Below are 18,798 nucleotides of genomic sequence, written 5' to 3'. Positions count from 1 at the left end.
GAGGGGATAAAAACAAACCTACCTTACCTCTGGAGATTCTGTGATGAATGACAATATTTGTCAGCAGATAGAGAATAGTGCGCACTACAGGGAGCTCGTAGAAAAACGGCAACGGTTTGCCTACATGTTATCTATCATCATGCTGATCATTTACGTTGGCTTTATTCTGCTCATCGCCTTCGCCCCACAGTGGCTCGGTACCCCTCTGCATCCGGGTACCAGCGTGACCCGCGGGATCCCCATTGGCGTCGGTGTCATTTTGATCTCTTTCGCCCTGACCGGAATATATATCTGGCGGGCGAATGGTGAGTTTGACCGTCTGAACAAAGCTGTGCTGCGCGAGGTAAAAGCATCATGAAGAGAGTCCTGACGGCGCTCGCCGCCACGCTACCCCTTGCAGCCAACGCAGCGGATGCCATTAGCGGTGCAGTCCAGCGCCAGCCAACCAACTGGCAGGCAATTATCATGTTCCTGGTGTTTGTCGTGTTTACGCTCGGTATTACCTACTGGGCGTCAAAACGCGTGCGCTCCCGTAACGACTATTACACCGCAGGGGGCAATATCACCGGTTTCCAGAACGGGCTGGCGATTGCGGGCGACTATATGTCTGCCGCCTCATTCCTCGGTATCTCCGCGCTGGTGTTTACCTCTGGTTATGACGGGCTGATCTACTCCCTGGGCTTCCTGGTGGGCTGGCCGATCATTCTGTTCCTGATCGCCGAGCGCCTGCGCAACCTGGGCAAATATACCTTTGCCGACGTCGCCTCCTACCGTCTGAAACAGGGGCCGATTCGTGTTCTCTCCGCCTGCGGTTCGCTGGTGGTGGTGGCGCTGTACCTGATCGCCCAGATGGTGGGTGCCGGTAAGCTGATCCAACTCCTGTTCGGCCTGAACTACCACATCGCTGTGGTGCTGGTGGGCGTGCTGATGGTGATGTACGTTCTGTTCGGCGGCATGCTCGCCACCACCTGGGTACAGATCATCAAAGCGGTGCTGCTGCTGTTCGGTGCCAGCTTTATGGCCTTTATGGTGATGAAGCACGTCGGGTTCAGCTTCAATAACCTGTTTACCGAAGCGATGGCGGTGCACCCGAAAGGGGAAGCGATCATGAGTCCGGGCGGACTGGTAAAAGATCCGATATCCGCCCTGTCCCTGGGTCTGGGACTGATGTTTGGTACCGCCGGTTTACCGCATATCCTGATGCGTTTCTTCACGGTATCCGATGCCCGCGAGGCGCGTAAGAGCGTCTTCTTCGCCACCGGTTTTATGGGTTATTTCTATATTCTGACCTTTATCATCGGCTTTGGCGCCATCATGCTGGTGGGCGCGAACCCGGCGTTTAAAGACGCGACGGGCGCACTGATTGGCGGCAACAACATGGCTGCGGTCCATCTGGCGAATGCCGTCGGCGGTAACCTGTTCCTTGGCTTTATCTCGGCAGTGGCTTTCGCCACCATTCTGGCGGTGGTTGCTGGTCTGACGCTGGCCGGCGCGTCTGCGGTCTCCCATGACCTCTATGCGAACGTGTTCCGTAAAGGCGCCAGTGAACGTGATGAGCTGCGGGTGTCCAAAATCACCGTCCTGGTGCTGGGCGTCGTCGCTATTCTGCTGGGGATCCTGTTCGAGAATCAGAACATCGCCTTTATGGTGGGTCTGGCCTTCTCGATTGCGGCAAGCTGTAACTTCCCGATCATTCTGCTCTCCATGTACTGGTCAAAACTGACCACCCGTGGGGCGATGGTGGGTGGCTGGCTGGGGCTGTTGACCGCGGTGATCCTGATGGTGCTCGGCCCGACCATCTGGGTACAGGTGCTCGGTCATGCCAGCGCAATCTTCCCGTACGAATACCCGGCGCTGTTCTCCATCGCTGTGGCCTTCATTGGGATCTGGTTCTTCTCCGCCACCGATAACTCGGCGGAAGGTAATCTGGAGCGTGAGAAGTTCCGCGCCCAGTTTATTCGTTCTCAAACCGGCCTGGGTGTTGAACAGGGCCGCGCGCACTAAAATCCCCTCCCCGGCCGCTGGTCGGGGATCACATTTTTTTCCCCTTCTGGTGACGTTTATCACGTCACCAGAACGGAAAAAGCCGATACGCATCACAGGCTTTATCTGCGATCCGCAAAGGCCATCACACTTTTCCCGATTTCACGCCAATCCTTCGCTTTCCCCTTGCCCCCCGTACAGACAATCCCCCTCTCAGTTTTTATGCTGTAGTTACAGCGACTCGCTCAGGCTTCTGGCAAAGCGCTCCAGCCGATCCGGGCTCAGCAACAGCGGCAGGAATAACGGGCCGCTGGCGGGCGGGTCCGCCAGCCAGCGATCCAGGGTGTCGGTGTAGTCAAGCAGCCGCTGCTGATGCTTCTGCAGGGTGTCAGCGGGCAGGCTGTTGGCGCCGTAATGGTCGAGCCACAGCACGTCGGTCACCGCGGCGGCCACGTGGGAGAACATCTGGCTGTAAATCTCCGCGCTGCGCCAGGCGGCAAGCAGGATCGCCAGGGTGTCGTCCGGGCAGGTAATACGCGGCATCAGCTCACGCAGGTTGTGCAGCGTGCGTGATGCGAGGAAGCAGGCGGCCTCTTTCTCCAGCGCCATCCGCTCCCGCTGCTCTTTGCCCAACGTGGGATCGTCAGTGGGCATCAGCGGCTGCCAGGCGTGCATCCAGTTGGCGCTGCGGGTATCCATATGCAGCAGTTGCTGCGCCTGGGCGATGCTCTCCGGGATCTGGCTCTGATAGTGCAGTCGTCGCCCGAGAAGGTTCGGCGTTTTGCACAGCCAGTCATAGCTGGCGTGGACGATAGCCGAGAGCTGATGCTTGTCCTGCAGAGAGCGAAAGCCGAGCTGATGGTGTGCCGCCCAGCGATCGAAGGTGGCGGGCAGCGCCGCATCGGCGGCCTGGTTGGCGGCGGTGAGGCCGAACAGGTTGATGGCGTTGGCGGAGTCCATGACCCGGCTGTCGGGCAGCCACTGCCAGCTCACGCGGGAGGTGATGGCTTCGATTTCGTTTTCGGCGGCGCTGAGCGCCCAGCTTAAGCGGCCGCTGATCTCATCGCCCAGATAGCACGGCAGCGCGGTCCAGCCGTAGCCAGTGCCGAAGAGGTCATACTCGATCCACTTTTTATGCCCCGGCAGGGTGGCGATGTGCGGGTGGTTGGCAAAGCCGGGGTGGTAGTCCAGCTCGGTGGCTTTTACCGAGGCGCGCACGTCGTCCGGCAGCGTCGCCAGAATGTTCGCGAGCTGCTGGCGCGGCCAGCTGTTATCAATGAAGTCGCGCAGGATCAGCTTTTTGCCCCGGGCGCGCAGCAGGCTCCAGACATCATGCAGGCTTTGCTGCCAGCGGGTGGTCTGAAAGTCCGGCGTCGTCAGGCTGAGAATAAGCCCGCTGAGATGGGGCAAGGCGTGTAATAGCGGATGCAATATGGCGGCATAAAAATGGTGCCAGAAATCCGGCGCGCTTTTTTCGTCGAACGTCAGTTCAGGAAATTTACGCTTAATAATGTCGTCATTGGGCGCGGCCTCCCCCTGAAGCCAGAACGACAGGTTATTTTCCGCCAGATAACGATCGACACGGGTTAAATATTGCAGGGCGTAATTTTGCTGATGAATAAGGTTCTCGACGTTGAGTTTTTGACTTAACGGCGAGGGCGTCGCAAGTACTGAAAGCAGTTCCTGTTGGTGCAGGATGATCCCAGTGAAACCGTGCTGTTTCGCGCTTTTTACCCCCTGAATAAACCAGGGCCAGTGCCAGATAAAAGTGCTGTTCAGCTCCATCAACTGATGTGGAATACGTTTCATTGATTCACCTTGCTGATATTTATTTTCTCATCTTAATCGAGGATGCCATGAAAAAATATGCTCTGGTCGGAACCGGCGGTCGTGCGGGTTTATATATTTCCGCCATTGGCGGTGCCTGGCGGGAAAATGCCAGAATGGTCGCGTTTTGCGATACCAACACCACGCGGATGCACTACGCTAATCAGCTATTAAAAAACGAAGGGGCTGAGCCGGTTTCCACCTGGCAGGCGGCGCAGTTTGAGGAGATGATCCGCGAAACGCGTCCTGATGTCGTCATCGTCACCACCATGGATCGTACCCATGACGACTACATCGTTCGCGCCCTGCACGCCGGCTGCGATGTGATCACCGAAAAGCCGATGACCATCGATGAACAGCGCGCCCTGCGCATTCTCGACGCCATCGAAGAGACCGGCCGCAGCGTGCGGGTGGCCTTTAACTACCGCTACGCCCCGCACCACAGCAAGGTGCGCGAGCTGCTGATGCAGGGGACGATCGGCACCGTCACCTCGGTACACTTCGAGTGGCTGCTCAACACCGAACACGGCGCGGACTACTTCCGCCGCTGGCATCGGGAAAAACGCAACAGCGGCGGCCTGCTGGTGCACAAATCCACCCACCACTTCGATCTGATGAACTTCTGGCTCGGCAGCTACCCGGAGCGGGTTTACGCTGAAGGCAGCCTGCAGTTCTATGGCCGGGAGAACGCCGAGAAGCGCGGCGTGACGCACTTCTACCCGCGCGCCCACGGCTTTGCCGGGGCGAAAGCGGATCCCTTTGCCCTGCAGATGGCGGATAACGCCCAGCTGAAAGCGCTCTATCTCGACGCCGAGCACGAAGATAACTACTTCCGCGATCAGAGCGTGTTCAGCGACGGCATCACCATCGAAGACACGATGTCGGTGCTGGTGAAGTACCAGAACCAGGTCCAGCTCACCTACTCCCTCAACGCCTACCTGCCGTGGGAAGGGCTGAACGTGGTCTTTAACGGCACCGAAGGCCGGCTGGAGATGAAGATCGTCGAGAAGTCCTACGTCAACGCCGGGGGCGAGCGGGAAAACGAGGGCAGCCTCGAACAGTGCGATCTCACCGTCTTCCCGATGTTTGCCGAACCCTGGAAAGCGACGTTCAGCCTCGGCGAAGGGGGCCACGGCGGCGGCGACAACGCCATGCTGGCGGATCTGTTTGGTGCGCCGGGCCACGACCCGCTGCAGCGCGCGGCTGACCATCGGGCCGGGGCGATGTCAATCCTCACCGGCATTGCGGGCAATATTTCCATGCAGCAGCAGCGTCCGGTCAACTTTAAGGAGTTTGAGCTGGTTTCCCGTCTGACGAAACGCTAAGGGTGCTGGACCGTTATTCACCTGCTTAATAATAAAAGTCCCGGAGAAAAATAATGAATAAACTCCTGTCAGGTGTCATCGCATCGCTGTTATTTTCCTGTACCTCTGCCTGGGCGCAGCCCGTTGAATTACGCATGTCGTGGTGGGGTGGCAACAGCCGCCACCAGGCCACGCTGAAGGCGCTGGAAGCCTTCGAAAAAGCGCATCCGGAGATCAAAGTGAAGGCCGAATACACCGGCTGGGACGGGCATCTTTCACGCCTGACCACCCAGATGGCGAGCGGCACCGAGCCGGATGTGATGCAGACCAACTGGCCATGGCTGATCATCTTTTCCAAAAGCGGCGAAGGCTATTACGACCTCGACAAGTTGAAAGCGGAGCTCGATTTAAGCCAGTACCAGCCGCAGGATCTGCAATCCACCACCATCAAAGGCAAGCTTAACGGCCTGCCGATCTCGGTCAACGCCCCGGTCTTTTACTACAACGATGTCACCTGGCAGAAAGCCGGGCTGGCGTACCCGAAAACCTGGGACGACTTTTTTGCCGCCGGGAAAACCTTCCAGCAAAAGCTCGGCAATAACTACTATCCCTACGCGATGGTCGATCAGGACGTCATCCTGCTGCTCAATGCGTACATGATGCAGAAGCACCAGAAGCCGATGTTCAACAGTGACGGTAGCTTCGCCTGGAACGATGCCCAGTGGGAGGAGGCCTTCAGCTTTGTGAAGCGCCTGAGCGACGATCGCGTTCTCCCGTCGCCAAAGACCCTCTCCTCCTACGGCAAAGGCAATCTCTATGAGATGAAGCCGTGGATTAACGGCGAATGGGGCGGCCTGTTCACCTGGAACATCACCATCCGCATGTTTGCCAACAACATGACGCCGCCGGCGAAGCTGGTGCTGGGCGACTACGTGATGCAGCCCGGGACGGAGGAATCAGGGGTGTACTTCAAAACGGCACAGATGCTGTCGGTGGCGAAATCCACGAAGCATCCGAAAGAGGCGGCGATACTGGTGAACTACCTGCTTAACGATCCGCAGTCGGTGGACGCTCTGGGGCTGGAGCGCGGCATTCCGCTCAACAAGGCGGCGGAAACGCAGTTAACGGCGAAAGGGGTGATTGACCCTCAGGATCCGGTGATTGCCGGGTTGCGTCAGGCGCAGGCGCTGCACACCACCGTCGTCGCCACGCCTTATATTGAGGATTTGCAGGTGATCGACCAGTTCACCTCGGCGCGGGAAAAACTGGAGATGGGCCAGGCTTCCGCCCAGATCGCGGCGGATTTCCGGCAGAAGGTGGAGCGGATTGTGCGGCGTTTGAACCGTTAGCATTCATTGCCGGGTGGCGCTGCGCTTACCCGGCCTACAGAACCGTAGGCCCGTGCAAGCGCAGCGCCGCCGGGCAAAAATCAGAACATCAACCAGCCCACCAGCGGGGCCACCAGCACCATCACCACGCCGGAGAGCATCATCACCAGGCTGGCGACCACGCCCTCCTGCTGGCCCAGCTCATAGGAGCGCGCGGTACCGGCGCCATGGGAGGCCGCGCCAAACCCGGCCCCTTTCGCCATTCCTTCGCGGATCGAGAGCCGTAAAAACAGCATGTCCCCCACCGCCATGCCAAACACCCCGGTCACCACCACGAACAGCGCCACCAGATCCGGCTGTCCGCCGAGCGGTTTTGCCGCCGCCAGCGCAAACGGCGTGGTGACGGAGCGCACCGCCAGGCTGCGCTGGATCTCATCCGACAGCGTAAACAGCCGCGCCAGCCAGACCGAGCTGGTGACGGCCACAACCGTGGCGGTGATCACCCCGGCGGAGAGCGACATCCAGTGACGTTTGATCACCGCGAGGTTGTCATACACCGGTACCGCAAAGGCGATGGTCGCCGGGCCGAGCAGCCACAGTAGCCAGTGCGCTTCGCCGATATAGTTCTGCCAGGAGATATGGCCCCATACCAGCATCATCACCAGCAGAATCGGGGTGAAGACCAGCGGCATCAGGGGCAGTTTACGAAAGCGGCGATACAGGCGCTTGTTGGCGAAGTAGATAATCAGGGTCACCACCAGGCAGAGGACGCTGACCTGAAAGTTAGTCATGTTTCTGCCTGCTGATTTCATAGCGATAGACTTTATCCACCACCCACGCGGTAGCACCCAGCACCATCAGCGTGCTCAGGGCGATCACCGCAAAGATACGCCAGCCGTCCACCATCAGCAGCTGGACATAATTGACCACCGCCACCACCGCCGGCACAAAAAAGAGCAGCATCTCCGCCAGCAGCCAGCGCGAGCCGGCCCGGACCCAGTTCAGGGGGATGACGCGGCAGAGGATCAGGCTGAACATCAGCACCATCCCGACCAGATTGGCCGGCAGCGGCAGATGGAGCCAGCTAACAAGGTATTCAGCGAAGACAAAAAGACCCGCGTAAAGCAGTACCTGAACCGGTACCTGGAGTCGTTGCACGACGGCAGGCGTAACGCGACCTAACGCCACGGTCATGGGGGATTTCCTCAAAATGAGATGGAGAGCCAGTATAGTCAGCGCCCGTAATTGACTGAAATGAATTAAAATCATCAAAGGTATAGTTTCGAGGAATAGTCATGGACATACGCACGCTGCGTTACTTTGTCGAAGTCGTCCGCCAGCAGAGTTTCACCCGCGCCGCGGAGAAGCTTTTTGTCACTCAACCCACGATCAGCAAAATGCTGAAAAACCTCGAAGATGAACTGAACTGTACCCTGCTGATCCGCGACGGGCGCAAGCTGTTGTTAACCGACACCGGCCGGGTAGTGTTTGAGCGCGGGCTGGCGATCCTCGCCGAGTTTCGCCAGCTGGAGGCCGAGCTGGGCGACATCAACCACCTCAATAAGGGAGTATTGCGCCTCGGTATTCCGCCGATGGTGGGAATGATGATGGCCGGGCCCATCGGCCTGTTTCGCCAGCGCTATCCCGGCGTGGAGCTGAAAATTTCTGAATTTGGCGGGTTAACCGTCCAGCAGGCGGTGATCAACGGCGAGCTGGACCTGGCGATGACCGCCCTGCCGGTGGAGGAGGATAGCGGCCTGACGGCCCTGCCGCTGTTCAGCCACCCGCTGTGCGTGCTGGTGCCGCGCTCTGGCAACTGGTTGACGCTCGACGCCATCAATCCGGAGCTGCTGGCCGAGCATCCTCTGCTGATCTACAACGAAGATTTCGCCCTCAGCCGCCAGCTGATGCAGCTCTTCAGCCAGCATGGGGTTAAGCCGCGCATCGCGGTGCGCAGCGGGCAGTGGGACTTTCTGGCGGCGATGGTGCAGGCGGGTGTGGGGATTGCGATATTGCCGCAGCCCATCTGCGAGCGGCTGGATAAAAACACGCTGCGCTGGATACCGCTCCAGAGTGACCTGCACTGGCAGCTGGGGATGATCTGGCGGGAAGGGGTCTATTTGTCGAACAGCGCCCAGGCGTGGCTGAAATGCTGTGAAGGGTTTTGGGTGCCGAGGTAAACGCAAAACGATAACCACCAGGTTACCGTTTTTAGTGTTTGCACCCTCTCCCTGTGGGAGAGGGCCGGGGTGAGGGCATCAGACCGCACTCACCCTACTGCTTCTCTATCAACAACGCTTCCATCAGATCGAGATCGTGCAGCAGCTTCTGCAGCGTCTCGTTGCTGATCTCCCGGGTAGCGCGCAGGTGATACAGCTCCGCGCGTTCAGAGCGCAGCGCAGCCAGACGGAAGCGGCGCTCGAGGTTCTCTTCCATCAGCGAGCTTTCCACGTCATTGCGGCCATCCGCGCGGCGGCGCAGGTTACCAATTACCCGCGAACTCACCTCTTTCAGCAGCTGGTTATCGATGTTCTCTTCGGTATCGGCGGCCAGACGCTCCTCCATCTTCTGGATGGCGACAATGGCGACTTCAGCGGTTGCCGCCCGGGCAATACGCGCCTCTTTATGCTGCTGAACGTGATCGCCCACCTCCATATGTTGCAGCAGGATCGGCAGCATCACCACGCCAACAAACAGTGAGAACAGGATCACCCCTGCCGCCAGGAACACCAGCTCGTAGCGGGCCGGGAAGACGTCGCCGGTCGGCAGCAGCAGTGGAATGGAGAGCACACCGGCGAGGGTAATCGCCCCACGTACCCCGGCGAAGGTTGAAATCAGCAGTTCACGCGTGGTCCAGGAGCCAAACTCCATCGGTTTCTTTTTCAGGAAACGCATGCTGAAGTTTTTCATCGTCCACAGCCAGCCGAAACGCACCAGCATCAGCGCGGCGTAAATCAGCACGATGTCGGTAAACAGCATCCAGGTTTCGACATTCGGGTCAGCCTCGGCCGCCACCAGCGAGGACTCGAGGATCCCCGGCAGCTGCAGGCCCAACAGCAGGAACACCATGCCGTTAAAGACAAACTCCAGCATCGACCAGGTGCTGTTGGCACGCAGGCGCATCGCCAGCGGCGCACGGCGCATAACCCCGGCGCGGGTGATGGTCATCCCGGCCGCTACCGCCGCCAGAATGCCCGACACGCCAAGGTGTTCCGCAATCAGGTAAGAGGCGAACGGCAGCAGGAACAGCAGCACGATCTGCGTGGCAGGCTCGTCGCCACCCCAGCGGCTGAGGAAGCGCAGCGAGCGACCGTACAGCCAGCTCACCACGAAGCCGGCAATGATGCCGCCAATCGCCACCTTAAAGAATTCAACGGACGCCCCGCCGATAGTGAAGACCATGGTGCCCATCGCCACGGCGACGGCAAATTTCAGCGCCACCAGGCCGGAGGCGTCGTTCATCAGCGCCTCGCCCTGCAGGATGCCCATGATTTTCTTCGGAATGCGTCCTTCACCGACGATCCCGGACAGCGCCACGGCATCGGTGGGTGACAGCACTGCTGCCAGCGCAAAGGCCGGTATCAGCGGGATCCCCGGCACCACCCAGTAGATGAGAAAACCAATCCCCACCACGGTGACCACGACCAGCGCCAGCGCCAGACCGAAGATCTCGCGCCCATGCTCGAGAAACTCCCGCGTCGGCGTTTTCCAGCCGTCGGCAAACAGCAGAGGTGGGATAAACAGCACCAGAAACAGTTCGGGATCAAACTCGACATGCAATCCGAACGTCGGCCACGCCAGCAGAGCACCGATGGCGATCTGCATCAGCGGCAGCGGTAACTGGAAGGGCAGTACGCGGGTGACTACCCCGGAGAGGGAGACCAAAAGGGTCATGATGAGTATTGTGAAGAAGATTTCCATGCGTTCCCTGTTTGCGAGATTTCTGTACGTTTACATCACTGGCATCTTGCCACAGTGTATCTCCCCCAGAGTAACGCATAAGGCAACAAGATGTGTTCCGAAAATAAAAACGGGCGGCCTGAGCCACCCGTCTTTTTACGCAGTTGACAGCTTAGATAGCCCAGCCGCCCGCGTAGAACGCCACCAGCGCCACGGCAATCACCACCGTACCGATGTTCAGCTTACGCCATTCACCGGAGACAACGCGCCCGATCACCAGCGAAGCGAAGCCGATCATGATGCCGGTAACAATGTTACAGGTCAGGACGATAAACACCGCGGTGATAAGACCGGCCATCGCGTCAACGAAGTCGGCAAAATCAATCTTCGCTACGTTGCTCAGCATCAGCAGGCCAACGTACATCAGCGCAGGGGCGGTCGCGTACGCCGGCACCAGATACGACAGCGGGGCGAGGAACAGGATCAGCAGGAACAGCACGCCGATGGTAATCGCCGTCAGACCCGTTTTACCGCCTGCCGCCGTACCCGCCGCAGATTCGATATACACGGCTGCCGGCGCGGCACCCACTAAACCCGAGAAGACGCTGCTCAGGGAGTCGGTGGTCAGCGCTTTGCCGCCATCGATAATCTGACCGTCTTTATCCAGCAGGTTCGCCTGGCCCGCTACCGCGCGGATGGTGCCGGTAGCGTCGAAGACCGCGGTCATCACCAGCGCCAGCACGCTTGGCAGCACCACCGGGTTCAGCGCGCCCATGATATCCAGGCTGCCAATCAGGGAGTTGCCGTTTTCATCGCTCAGGGATGGCATGGCGAACACGCCGGAGAAGTGCACCGCCGGATCGAAAATCAGACCCACAACCGAGACGCCAATGATGGTCAGCAGGATGCCGCCCGGCACTTTCAGTTTTTCCAGACCGATGATCACCGCCAGGCCAATCAGCGACATGATCACCGGGAAGCTGGCGAAATTACCCAGCGCAACCGGCAGACCGTCCAGCGGGTTTTTGATCACCAGGCCAACACCGTTGGCAGCAATCAGCAGCAGGAACAGGCCGATACCGATCCCGGTGCCGTGCGCAACGCCCTGCGGCAGGTTGCGGAGGATCCAGCTACGGATGCCGGTGGCAGAGATAATGGTAAACAGCACACCCATCAGGAACACGGCCCCCAGGGCAACCGGGACGCTGATCTGCTGACCCAGCACCAGGCTGAACGCGGTGAAGGCGGTCAGCGAGATGGCGCAGCCGATCGCCAGCGGCAGGTTGGCCCACAGGCCCATCACGATGGAGCCCACACCGGCCACCAGACAGGTGGCGACAAAGACCGCCGCCGGTGGGAAACCGGCTTTGCCCAGCATGCCCGGGACCACGATCACCGAGTAGACCATCGCCAGGAAGGTCGTCAGACCGGCAACGATCTCCTGACGCACGGTACTGCCGCGGGCAGAAATTTTGAACATGGCGTCGAGTGAACCGCCGGTACGCGCAGATGGCGTAGACATAGAAAACATCCCCTGAAAATTATTATCGTCGTCGGTCAGCGTGATGGACACTCCACGACCAGCGAAACGTCTTATCCCTGTGCTGCGTTTATGACAAAGAGGGGCGTCATAAAAAAAGCAAACGTTTAGCTTCGCGCTGACAAAACGGGTGTTGAATTAAAGGCAAACGATTATCCGGCTTAAACATGGGCGTTTTCAACTTAACTTTGCCGTTTTTCGCTAATTTGCATGCGGGGTGGTGAAGAAGTAGACAGAGTATGCGCAAACGTTATCGTGAATGCGCAATTTGATAACATTTTCAGGACGCGCCAGGGATTTCAAACGGACCGCCCTGCTGGATCGCCCGCTGCCAGGCCGGACGCATTTCGACGTTTTTCTTCCACGTCTGCAAGTGAGGGAGATCGTCGATGCCGCCCCGCTCCAACAGGGCAAACACCGGAAAACTCATCTGCACATCCGCCATGGTGAGATTCTCCCCGGCAAACCAGCGATGATCCTTCAGCCAGGACTCCAGAAAACGGGCGTGGGTTTCCAGCTGGCGGTTGAGGTACGCCTTCTGCACCCCCTGCCCCAGCACTTTGCCCAGCGAGCGCAGGCCAAACGGGATCGGCGGTTTACCGAGGCTGGAGAAAACCAGCTTCATTAACAGGAGCGGCATCAGGGAGCCTTCCGCGTAATGGAGCCAGAAACGGTAGTGCAGTTTCATCTCGCGATCCTGCGGCTTAAGCTGCGACCCGGGATCGTAGGTCTCCTGCAGATATTCGAGGATCGCGCCCGATTCGGCCAGGATCAGGCCGTTATCCTCCAGCACCGGGGATTTACCCAGCGGGTGGACTTTGCGCAACGCGGCGGGTGCCATCATGGTTTTATCCCGCTGATAACGTTCAATCTGATAAGGCAGAGCGAGCTCTTCCAGCGCCCAGAGCACGCGCTGGGATCGGGACTGGTTGAGGTGGTGGACCTTAATCATGGTTATCTCCAGTTGGGCTTGTCCACTAACTATAGAAAATTGCACAACCTGGCGAAAAAATTTTGCCGAGATTTTGCGCTGTGGCGCTGGCAAACCCGGGCTCCCGGCCTAGACTTAAATTGTCAGCACAAACCGGAACCTCCAAAGCATGCTCGACTGAGGGGTGTTGATGTCGGGGGAAACCCTCCTGTAAACCAGCGGGATAGAGAGAAAGACAAAGACCGGGAATAAACTAAAGCGCTCAGTTGTGGCGCTTTAGTTTTTTATGCGTCGGGCTAATCCTCTTCCAGCAGCCGCGCGCCGGTGCCCTGCTCGCCCAGCCTATCGCCAGGGTTACGCAGCGGGCAGTCGCTACGTGACAGACATCCGCAGCCAATGCAGCCGTCAAGCTCGTCCCGCAGCGCCTCCAGGGTATGAATGCGCCGATCCAGCTCGTCGCGCCATTGGGAAGAGAGTGCCTTCCACTCCTTCGCGCTCAGGGTATGCCCCTCCGGCAGGATACCTAGCGCTTCGCCAATGGTGGCCAGCGGGATGCCGATGCGTTGAGCAATCTTAATGATCGCCACATAGCGCAGCACGTCGCGGGTATATCGCCGCTGGTTGCCGGTGTTGCGGATGCTCTTAATTAACCCTTTGCTTTCATAGAAATGCAGTGCTGACACCGCCACGCCGCTGCGCCTTGCCACCTCGCCCGGCGTCAGCAGCGGTTTAATCCGCGGTAATTTCTTTTCCATAAAACCTCTTTACCTCAAGTTAACTTGAGGAATTATACTCGCCCGCAGACAAAACGACGAATTAACCGATACAGGTGTAACCAGAAAGAGGCTGCTCTATGTCGCATCAACAAATTATTCAGACACTTATTGAATGGATGGATGACCATATCGATCAACCCTTGAGTATCGATGTGGTGGCAAAAAAGTCGGGTTACTCGAAGTGGTACTTGCAGAGAATGTTCCGCGCCGTTATGCATCAGACGCTGGGCGAGTACATTCGTCAACGCAGATTATTATTGGCGGCTCAGGCGTTACGCACCACCCAGCGCCCTATTTTTGATATCGCCATGGACCTGGGCTATGTCTCCCAGCAGACGTTTTCCCGCGTATTCCGCCGCGAGTTTGATCGCACCCCCAGCGACTATCGTCATCAGCTGAATTAGTGGCTGTGGGCGAGTGATGGCGTGACAGGCTGTTGCTGCCAGGTCATGAAATCCTGCGGCGACATGGCCTTCGCGAAGTGCCAGCCCTGACAATACTGCACGCCGCGCTTGTTTAACCAGGTGACCTGTTCCGGTGTTTCCACCCCTTCGGCGATGGTTTTTAAGCGCAGGCTTTGGGCCATTTCAATAATGTGCTCGACGATCAGGTGGCTGGTGCTGTTGGTGGTTAGCGTGTCGATAAAGGATTTATCGATTTTCAGGATATCGACGTTCAGCGAGTAGAGGTTGTGCAGGTTGGAATAGCCGGTACCGAAATCATCGATCGCCACTTCATATCCCGCCTGACGAAACGCCTGGATCACCGGCGTCGTTTTCGGCACGTCGATAAACCCGCGCTCGGTCACTTCGATTTTGATTTGCTGGGCCCGAACGTTGTAGTGGCGGGCTTTGTCGCTGATCATCGCAATCAGGCGTGAAGAGTGGAAGTCCGTGGCCGACAGGTTAATGGAGATATAGATATGCGGGTTGCAGGCCAGGAAAGGGCCCAGATCGCTGAAGACTTCTTCCACCACGTAGTCAGTGATGCGCTCGCTCATGCCCTCTTCTTCTGCCAGCGGGATAAATTCTACCGGGCTCATCACCGGGCCGTTAAAACCTGGCCATCGCAATAGCGCCTCCGCCCCGACACAAACATTGCTTTTAATATCGATAATCGGCTGGTAGTGCAGGCAAAGCTGTCTTTTATTTAATGCCCGATGCAATAAGCGACCCGGAGAGTTAAATTCGCGTCGCGTTCTCGACCACATCAGTAAAATAATAATACTGCTGATCATTCCCAGCGGCAGGGTTAATGTCGCCTGATGATAAAGCACTTCATAAAAACGCTGGTTAGTGGTGGAGACAATGGCGGCAATCGGGCGCTTGTCTGAACGAACAATAGTATAAAAACGGCCTTCATTCTGAAATGCGAGATTGTTCTCGCCAATCAGCGCTTTTAATTCTTTTTGATTAGCCTGTTCACTAACGGAAAAGAAGGCATTGGTCACCGTATCAAATACGCCCCACGCCAGAGAGCGATCCGAAGACATTACTTCGCTATAGGTCAGAGGGTTAACGACCACCACATAATGACCTAACTGCATATAGATCATTTTATATCCCTCATAAAAGGGCGTGTCGCGGTAATAATAGATAGAGACGTCTGGCTGGCGTTGGTAATTGGCGGCGGAAATCGTATAGGGATCCGCGGGGGTGCTCGTCGTTGAGCAAAGAAATTGACGGCCATCCGCATACAATAGATCGGCAATGTAGAGCCGACCGCGGACGATATTTAACATATATTGCCGGTGTGCCGGCGTGCAAATATCGCCCGAATACTGTTCTGCAGAATGACGAGCCAGCTCAACCTGCTGAATGACCAGTTCAGTTTTATCTAAAGCGAGTTCCGCAAAGGATCGAAGTTGGCTGCTTGTTTCGTTAACCGCGCGTTGCTGGGCAAACCATAGCGCAAGCATCACAGGTAGCAAAACTACCATGATAACCCCGACTATCCTCAGCACCTTGTCCCGTGCGCTACGATTCATTTCCGCCCTATATCCCTGCTTTTTATGTGCCTGTAATCTTGAAGGCCGGATGCTTTGCTAAACAGGTGATTACGTTGCATGAATCATGCGAAGTTAGCAACTGACTTTTAACACCAATAACCTAATAGTTGGTTATGCCGATAATATTTGTCCGTAAGCCAAACTGAAAGTATTCGTTTCCTGTTTATTAAGGAAAATAATTACCGGTTCTGAAAGCCAGGCTCCCGGATAACTCAACAGAATGTCGTCGATTAAGTCAAACTACCGACAGCGTGAAAAAAGCGCAACTTCATCATGAGATTTTGTGCTATTTATCCCATGATAATGATTAAAGTGATTTATAAATAATCAACCGCGACGATTGTTTTTCCTCTTCCCGCACGCTTGGCATCATAAAGTGCCTTATCTGCGCTAATGAGTAGCGAGGAGGTATCATGCTGTTTGTCGCTCACCTCCACCACTCCCGCGCTGAAGGAGAGAGTCAGCCTCCGGCTACCGACGTTAAGGGGCGTGATGGACAGCGCCCGGCGCAGCCGGGTGGAGAGCCGCACCGCCGCGTCGCTGCGGGTCTTCGGCAGCAGCAGTAAAAACTCCTCTCCACCTACCCGACCCAGCGCCGAGCCGGGCGGGATCAGCCCCCGCAGGCAGTCGCAGAAATGCACCAGGGCGGCATCCCCCACCAGGTGACCCCACTGGTCATTAATCTGTTTAAAGAAATCCAGGTCAAACATCAGGACCGAGAAGTGGCTGTCGGCCTCCTGCCGCTGGCTGATCTCCAGGGCAGCGGCAATCTGCTGCAGGATGGCAAAACGATTTAAGCAGCGCGTCAGATCGTCGGTCGTGGCCTTCATCTCCAGCTGCCGCTCCACTTTTTTGCGGGCGGTAATATCGAGCCCGATATTGAGGATCGAGCCGTCCGGCAGGGAGATGTTCGACCACAGGATGGTCAACTGCATCCCGTCCCGGCGCACCGGGTGCCATTCGTACATGTCGTTCAGCGGGGAGGTGTTAACCGACTCGTGGACCCGGCGACGCACCTCCGGGTCAGAATAAAACAGCGCCAGCGGATCGGCATGAGCGTTGATCTCCGCCATCGTCCAGCCAAACACCTTTTCGCATTCAGCATTCCACAATACGCAGCGGCTACTCCGGTCGAAAGAGTTCATCAGCACCGGCGCCCGTTCAAACAGCGTTTTGTACTGGGCGATCATCCGCTGCATCTCTTTTGCCGTACGCTCACGGGCCACCAGCCCGGTGACAAAATCCTTCAGCTTTTCAACAAGGATAATCACCACCTCTTTCAGCACGGTGAGGGTGCTTTGCGGTTGCGTAAACCCGAGGAAGAAGTAGCCGTGCTGATGCGGGGCCATTTTACACAGCACGCCGCACTGTAACTGGTGATGTCCCGGATGCCCGGGAGGAAATATCAGCGTGCCGGTATTCTCTTTCCAGCCGATTATCTGCCATGAACGGGGATGACGTTGCAATAACTGGCTGGCAATAAACCCATTAATTTCCAGCGGATGGCAGGTTAATTCCCCGGCACTGACAAACTGCGGCTGGCCCGTATCATCCTGCATCATCATCCAGCTGAGCTGGGCGCCAAAGGTATGATTAATCGTCTCCAGCAGCGACGTTAAGGTCGCATGGGATGATAATTTTGGCATTAATTTAGCTAATGCGTGCAGGGCCCGGGTACTGTCATTAATATTTTCTCGATTTACTTGCTTCATTGTTTATTCGTAGCTCATTAACGAGACAGAAATACCGCAACGAATTAATCAGGAATAAAATGATATTCAGCCAGCATACATTAATGTGACTGTCTTACCGGGACGCGTGTGTAAAATTAAAATGACAAAAAATAATAAACAGCAAAAGACGTTCAAGCCTGATTTATTTATTACGAACAGAGTAAGCAACCGCAAGAAGCATAAGCTATAGCTCTGAGGCTGTAAATATTGTACATCGCCATCCGGCTTGTACATGTTTTCTTATCCCGATGAATTCTCAGCAAAGTTGTCATAAATAGACCGCTTAGCAGCCTAAATATATATTTCTGCTCACTAAAACCCTGGTAATAATAGGGTTAAAAAAGGCCATTTTTATGCATTTGCCCAGTGGCGAATAAAAGAACAAACGTGATATAGTTCACATATCTTATGTAACAAGAAACATTGTTTCATTGTTGTGAGTCTGAGCCTGCCGATAGCCAGTTTGCCACAGTGTGTGGGCAACGTCGCGCTATCCCCGGCGGCGGTTATCTTTGAGGATCGTTTTTATGGCAGCTATTACCACTGGCGTTGTGTTTGCACGCTGGGAGTTGTTGAGCGCAGTGCTGATGTTTCTGGCCAGCACGCTGAACATTCAGTTTCGTAAATCAGATTACACGGCGCTGGCGGTGATCAGTACCTGTCTCGGTCTGGCGGCGGCATGCTGGTTCGCCACCGGCCTGCTGGGCATCACCCTGCTGGATGTGGCCGTTATCTGGAACAACGTTAAAGCGGTAATGGTTGAGGCGATGAGCCATACGCCACCAGACTGGCCAATGATGTACACCTAGTGAATATAAAAAAACCCAGACCATGTCTGGGTTTTTTGTGGTTGCGAAACGCAGGTTCTGATTATCAGAATGGGATGTCGTCGTCGAAATCCATTGGCGGTTCGTTGGACTGCGCGGGTGCAGACGGCTGCTGCTGCGGACGAGACTGCGCGCCGCCGCTGAACTGGTTGCCGCCCTGTGGCTGCTGAGGCTGACCCCAACCGCCCTGCTGCTGCTGCTGACCGCCACCTGCTGGTGCACCACCGCCCTGACGGCCACCCAGCATCTGCATGGTGCCGCCGACGTTTACCACCACTTCGGTAGTGTATTTTTCTGCGCCGGCCTGATCGGTCCATTTGCGGGTACGCAGCTGGCCTTCGATATAGACCTGGGAGCCTTTACGCAGATATTCACCGGCCACTTCGGCCAGTTTGCCAAACAGCACAACGCGGTGCCATTCGGTCTGCTCTTTCATCTCACCGGTCGCTTTATCACGCCAGGATTCGGAAGTAGCCAGCGTAATGTTGGCCACTGCACCACCACTCGGCATATAGCGTACTTCCGGGTCCTGGCCCAGATTACCGACGAGAATCACCTTGTTTACGCCTCTGCTGGCCATGATCGTGTCTCCTGAAAACTTGTCTGAATAGTGTAAGCGCGCGAGTGTACCATTTCCACGT

Annotated in this window: 17 protein-coding genes; 7 read left to right on the top strand and 10 right to left on the bottom strand. The window is 56.8% G+C overall.

Annotated features, from left to right (window positions below):
- The first annotated feature begins 43 nt into the window (after nucleotides 1–43).
- Both SOM40_RS01415 and actP read left to right on the top strand, forming a co-directional pair.
- The gene (locus SOM40_RS01415) at nucleotides 44–358 is read left to right on the top strand and encodes a DUF485 domain-containing protein (protein WP_106993955.1); all 315 of its coding nucleotides are present in this window, start codon (nucleotides 44–46) and stop codon (nucleotides 356–358) included.
- On the top strand, nucleotides 355–2,004 hold the full coding sequence (actP, locus tag SOM40_RS01410; protein WP_320529809.1) for a cation/acetate symporter ActP: 1,650 nt from the start codon (nucleotides 355–357) through the stop codon (nucleotides 2,002–2,004). Before SOM40_RS01415 ends, actP begins: the two co-directional genes overlap by 4 nt.
- Before the next feature lie 210 nt (nucleotides 2,005–2,214).
- On the opposite strand, the gene SOM40_RS01405 is transcribed toward actP, so the two are convergent.
- Complete coding sequence (locus SOM40_RS01405; RefSeq protein ID WP_225759792.1) at nucleotides 2,215–3,792, bottom strand: hypothetical protein; 1,578 nt, start codon at nucleotides 3,790–3,792, stop codon at nucleotides 2,215–2,217.
- A gap of 47 nt (nucleotides 3,793–3,839) precedes the next feature.
- On the opposite strand from SOM40_RS01405, the gene SOM40_RS01400 reads away from it, so the two are divergent.
- Entirely contained in the window at nucleotides 3,840–5,135 is a 1,296-nt protein-coding gene (locus tag SOM40_RS01400; protein WP_225759793.1) for a Gfo/Idh/MocA family protein, read from the top strand.
- 50 nt (nucleotides 5,136–5,185) lie between these two features.
- Nucleotides 5,186–6,463, top strand: a complete 1,278-nt coding sequence (locus SOM40_RS01395) for an ABC transporter substrate-binding protein (protein WP_414672274.1) — start codon at nucleotides 5,186–5,188, stop codon at nucleotides 6,461–6,463.
- Nucleotides 6,464–6,543: 80 nt separating this feature from the next.
- On the opposite strand, the gene SOM40_RS01390 is transcribed toward SOM40_RS01395, so the two are convergent.
- A complete protein-coding gene (locus tag SOM40_RS01390; RefSeq protein ID WP_106993951.1) occupies nucleotides 6,544–7,233 on the bottom strand; it encodes an LrgB family protein in 690 nt (229 codons plus the stop codon).
- Nucleotides 7,226–7,636 (bottom strand): CidA/LrgA family protein, encoded by a 411-nt coding sequence (locus tag SOM40_RS01385; protein WP_225759795.1) that lies wholly within the window; start codon nucleotides 7,634–7,636, stop codon nucleotides 7,226–7,228. The genes SOM40_RS01390 and SOM40_RS01385 overlap by 8 nt, the downstream gene beginning before the upstream one ends.
- A gap of 101 nt (nucleotides 7,637–7,737) precedes the next feature.
- Here SOM40_RS01385 and SOM40_RS01380 point away from each other — a divergent pair, with 101 nt between their 5' ends.
- Nucleotides 7,738–8,622 (top strand): LysR family transcriptional regulator, encoded by an 885-nt coding sequence (locus SOM40_RS01380; RefSeq protein WP_106993949.1) that lies wholly within the window; start codon nucleotides 7,738–7,740, stop codon nucleotides 8,620–8,622.
- A 94-nt stretch (nucleotides 8,623–8,716) separates the two neighbouring features.
- On the opposite strand, the gene SOM40_RS01375 is transcribed toward SOM40_RS01380, so the two are convergent.
- The 4 genes from SOM40_RS01375 to soxR form a co-directional block, all read right to left on the bottom strand.
- Entirely contained in the window at nucleotides 8,717–10,363 is a 1,647-nt protein-coding gene (locus SOM40_RS01375; protein ID WP_106993948.1) for a Na+/H+ antiporter, read from the bottom strand.
- Nucleotides 10,364–10,514: 151 nt separating this feature from the next.
- Nucleotides 10,515–11,864, bottom strand: a complete 1,350-nt coding sequence (gene ghxP / locus SOM40_RS01370; RefSeq protein WP_106993947.1) for a guanine/hypoxanthine transporter GhxP — start codon at nucleotides 11,862–11,864, stop codon at nucleotides 10,515–10,517.
- Nucleotides 11,865–12,162: 298 nt separating this feature from the next.
- Nucleotides 12,163–12,834 carry a glutathione S-transferase family protein gene (locus tag SOM40_RS01365; RefSeq protein WP_320529807.1) on the bottom strand — a complete coding sequence of 224 codons (672 nt, stop codon included), beginning with the start codon at nucleotides 12,832–12,834 and terminating at the stop codon, nucleotides 12,163–12,165.
- 275 nt (nucleotides 12,835–13,109) lie between these two features.
- Nucleotides 13,110–13,568, bottom strand: coding sequence for a redox-sensitive transcriptional activator SoxR (soxR, locus tag SOM40_RS01360; RefSeq protein WP_312190629.1), 459 nt, complete (start codon nucleotides 13,566–13,568; stop codon nucleotides 13,110–13,112).
- Between the two features lie 98 nt (nucleotides 13,569–13,666).
- Here soxR and soxS point away from each other — a divergent pair, with 98 nt between their 5' ends.
- Entirely contained in the window at nucleotides 13,667–13,993 is a 327-nt protein-coding gene (gene soxS, locus SOM40_RS01355) for a superoxide response transcriptional regulator SoxS (RefSeq protein WP_039031951.1), read from the top strand.
- Here the strand turns inward: soxS and pdeC are convergent.
- Together pdeC and SOM40_RS01345 are read right to left on the bottom strand one after the other, a co-directional pair.
- A complete protein-coding gene (gene pdeC, locus SOM40_RS01350; RefSeq protein WP_106993944.1) occupies nucleotides 13,990–15,576 on the bottom strand; it encodes a cyclic di-3',5'-guanosine monophosphate phosphodiesterase PdeC in 1,587 nt (528 codons plus the stop codon). The genes soxS and pdeC overlap by 4 nt on opposite strands.
- A gap of 338 nt (nucleotides 15,577–15,914) precedes the next feature.
- Nucleotides 15,915–17,309: a GGDEF domain-containing protein gene (locus tag SOM40_RS01345; RefSeq protein WP_166181306.1), complete on the bottom strand. Its 1,395-nt coding sequence runs from the start codon at nucleotides 17,307–17,309 to the stop codon at nucleotides 15,915–15,917.
- A gap of 548 nt (nucleotides 17,310–17,857) precedes the next feature.
- Here SOM40_RS01345 and SOM40_RS01340 point away from each other — a divergent pair.
- Complete coding sequence (locus tag SOM40_RS01340) at nucleotides 17,858–18,139, top strand: YjcB family protein (protein WP_106993942.1); 282 nt, start codon at nucleotides 17,858–17,860, stop codon at nucleotides 18,137–18,139.
- A 64-nt stretch (nucleotides 18,140–18,203) separates the two neighbouring features.
- Here the strand turns inward: SOM40_RS01340 and ssb1 are convergent, their stop codons facing one another.
- A complete protein-coding gene (gene ssb1 / locus SOM40_RS01335) occupies nucleotides 18,204–18,737 on the bottom strand; it encodes a single-stranded DNA-binding protein SSB1 (protein ID WP_106993941.1) in 534 nt (177 codons plus the stop codon).
- Between the last annotated feature and the right edge of the window lie 61 nt (nucleotides 18,738–18,798).

This window comes from Leclercia sp. CFBP8987, from assembly GCF_034044995.2.
In the GTDB taxonomy this organism is placed as follows: Bacteria; Pseudomonadota; Gammaproteobacteria; order Enterobacterales; family Enterobacteriaceae; genus Enterobacter; species Enterobacter tamurae.
The sequence above is the reverse complement of the archived record's forward strand: the minus strand, read 5'-3'. Positions and strand labels throughout refer to the sequence as shown.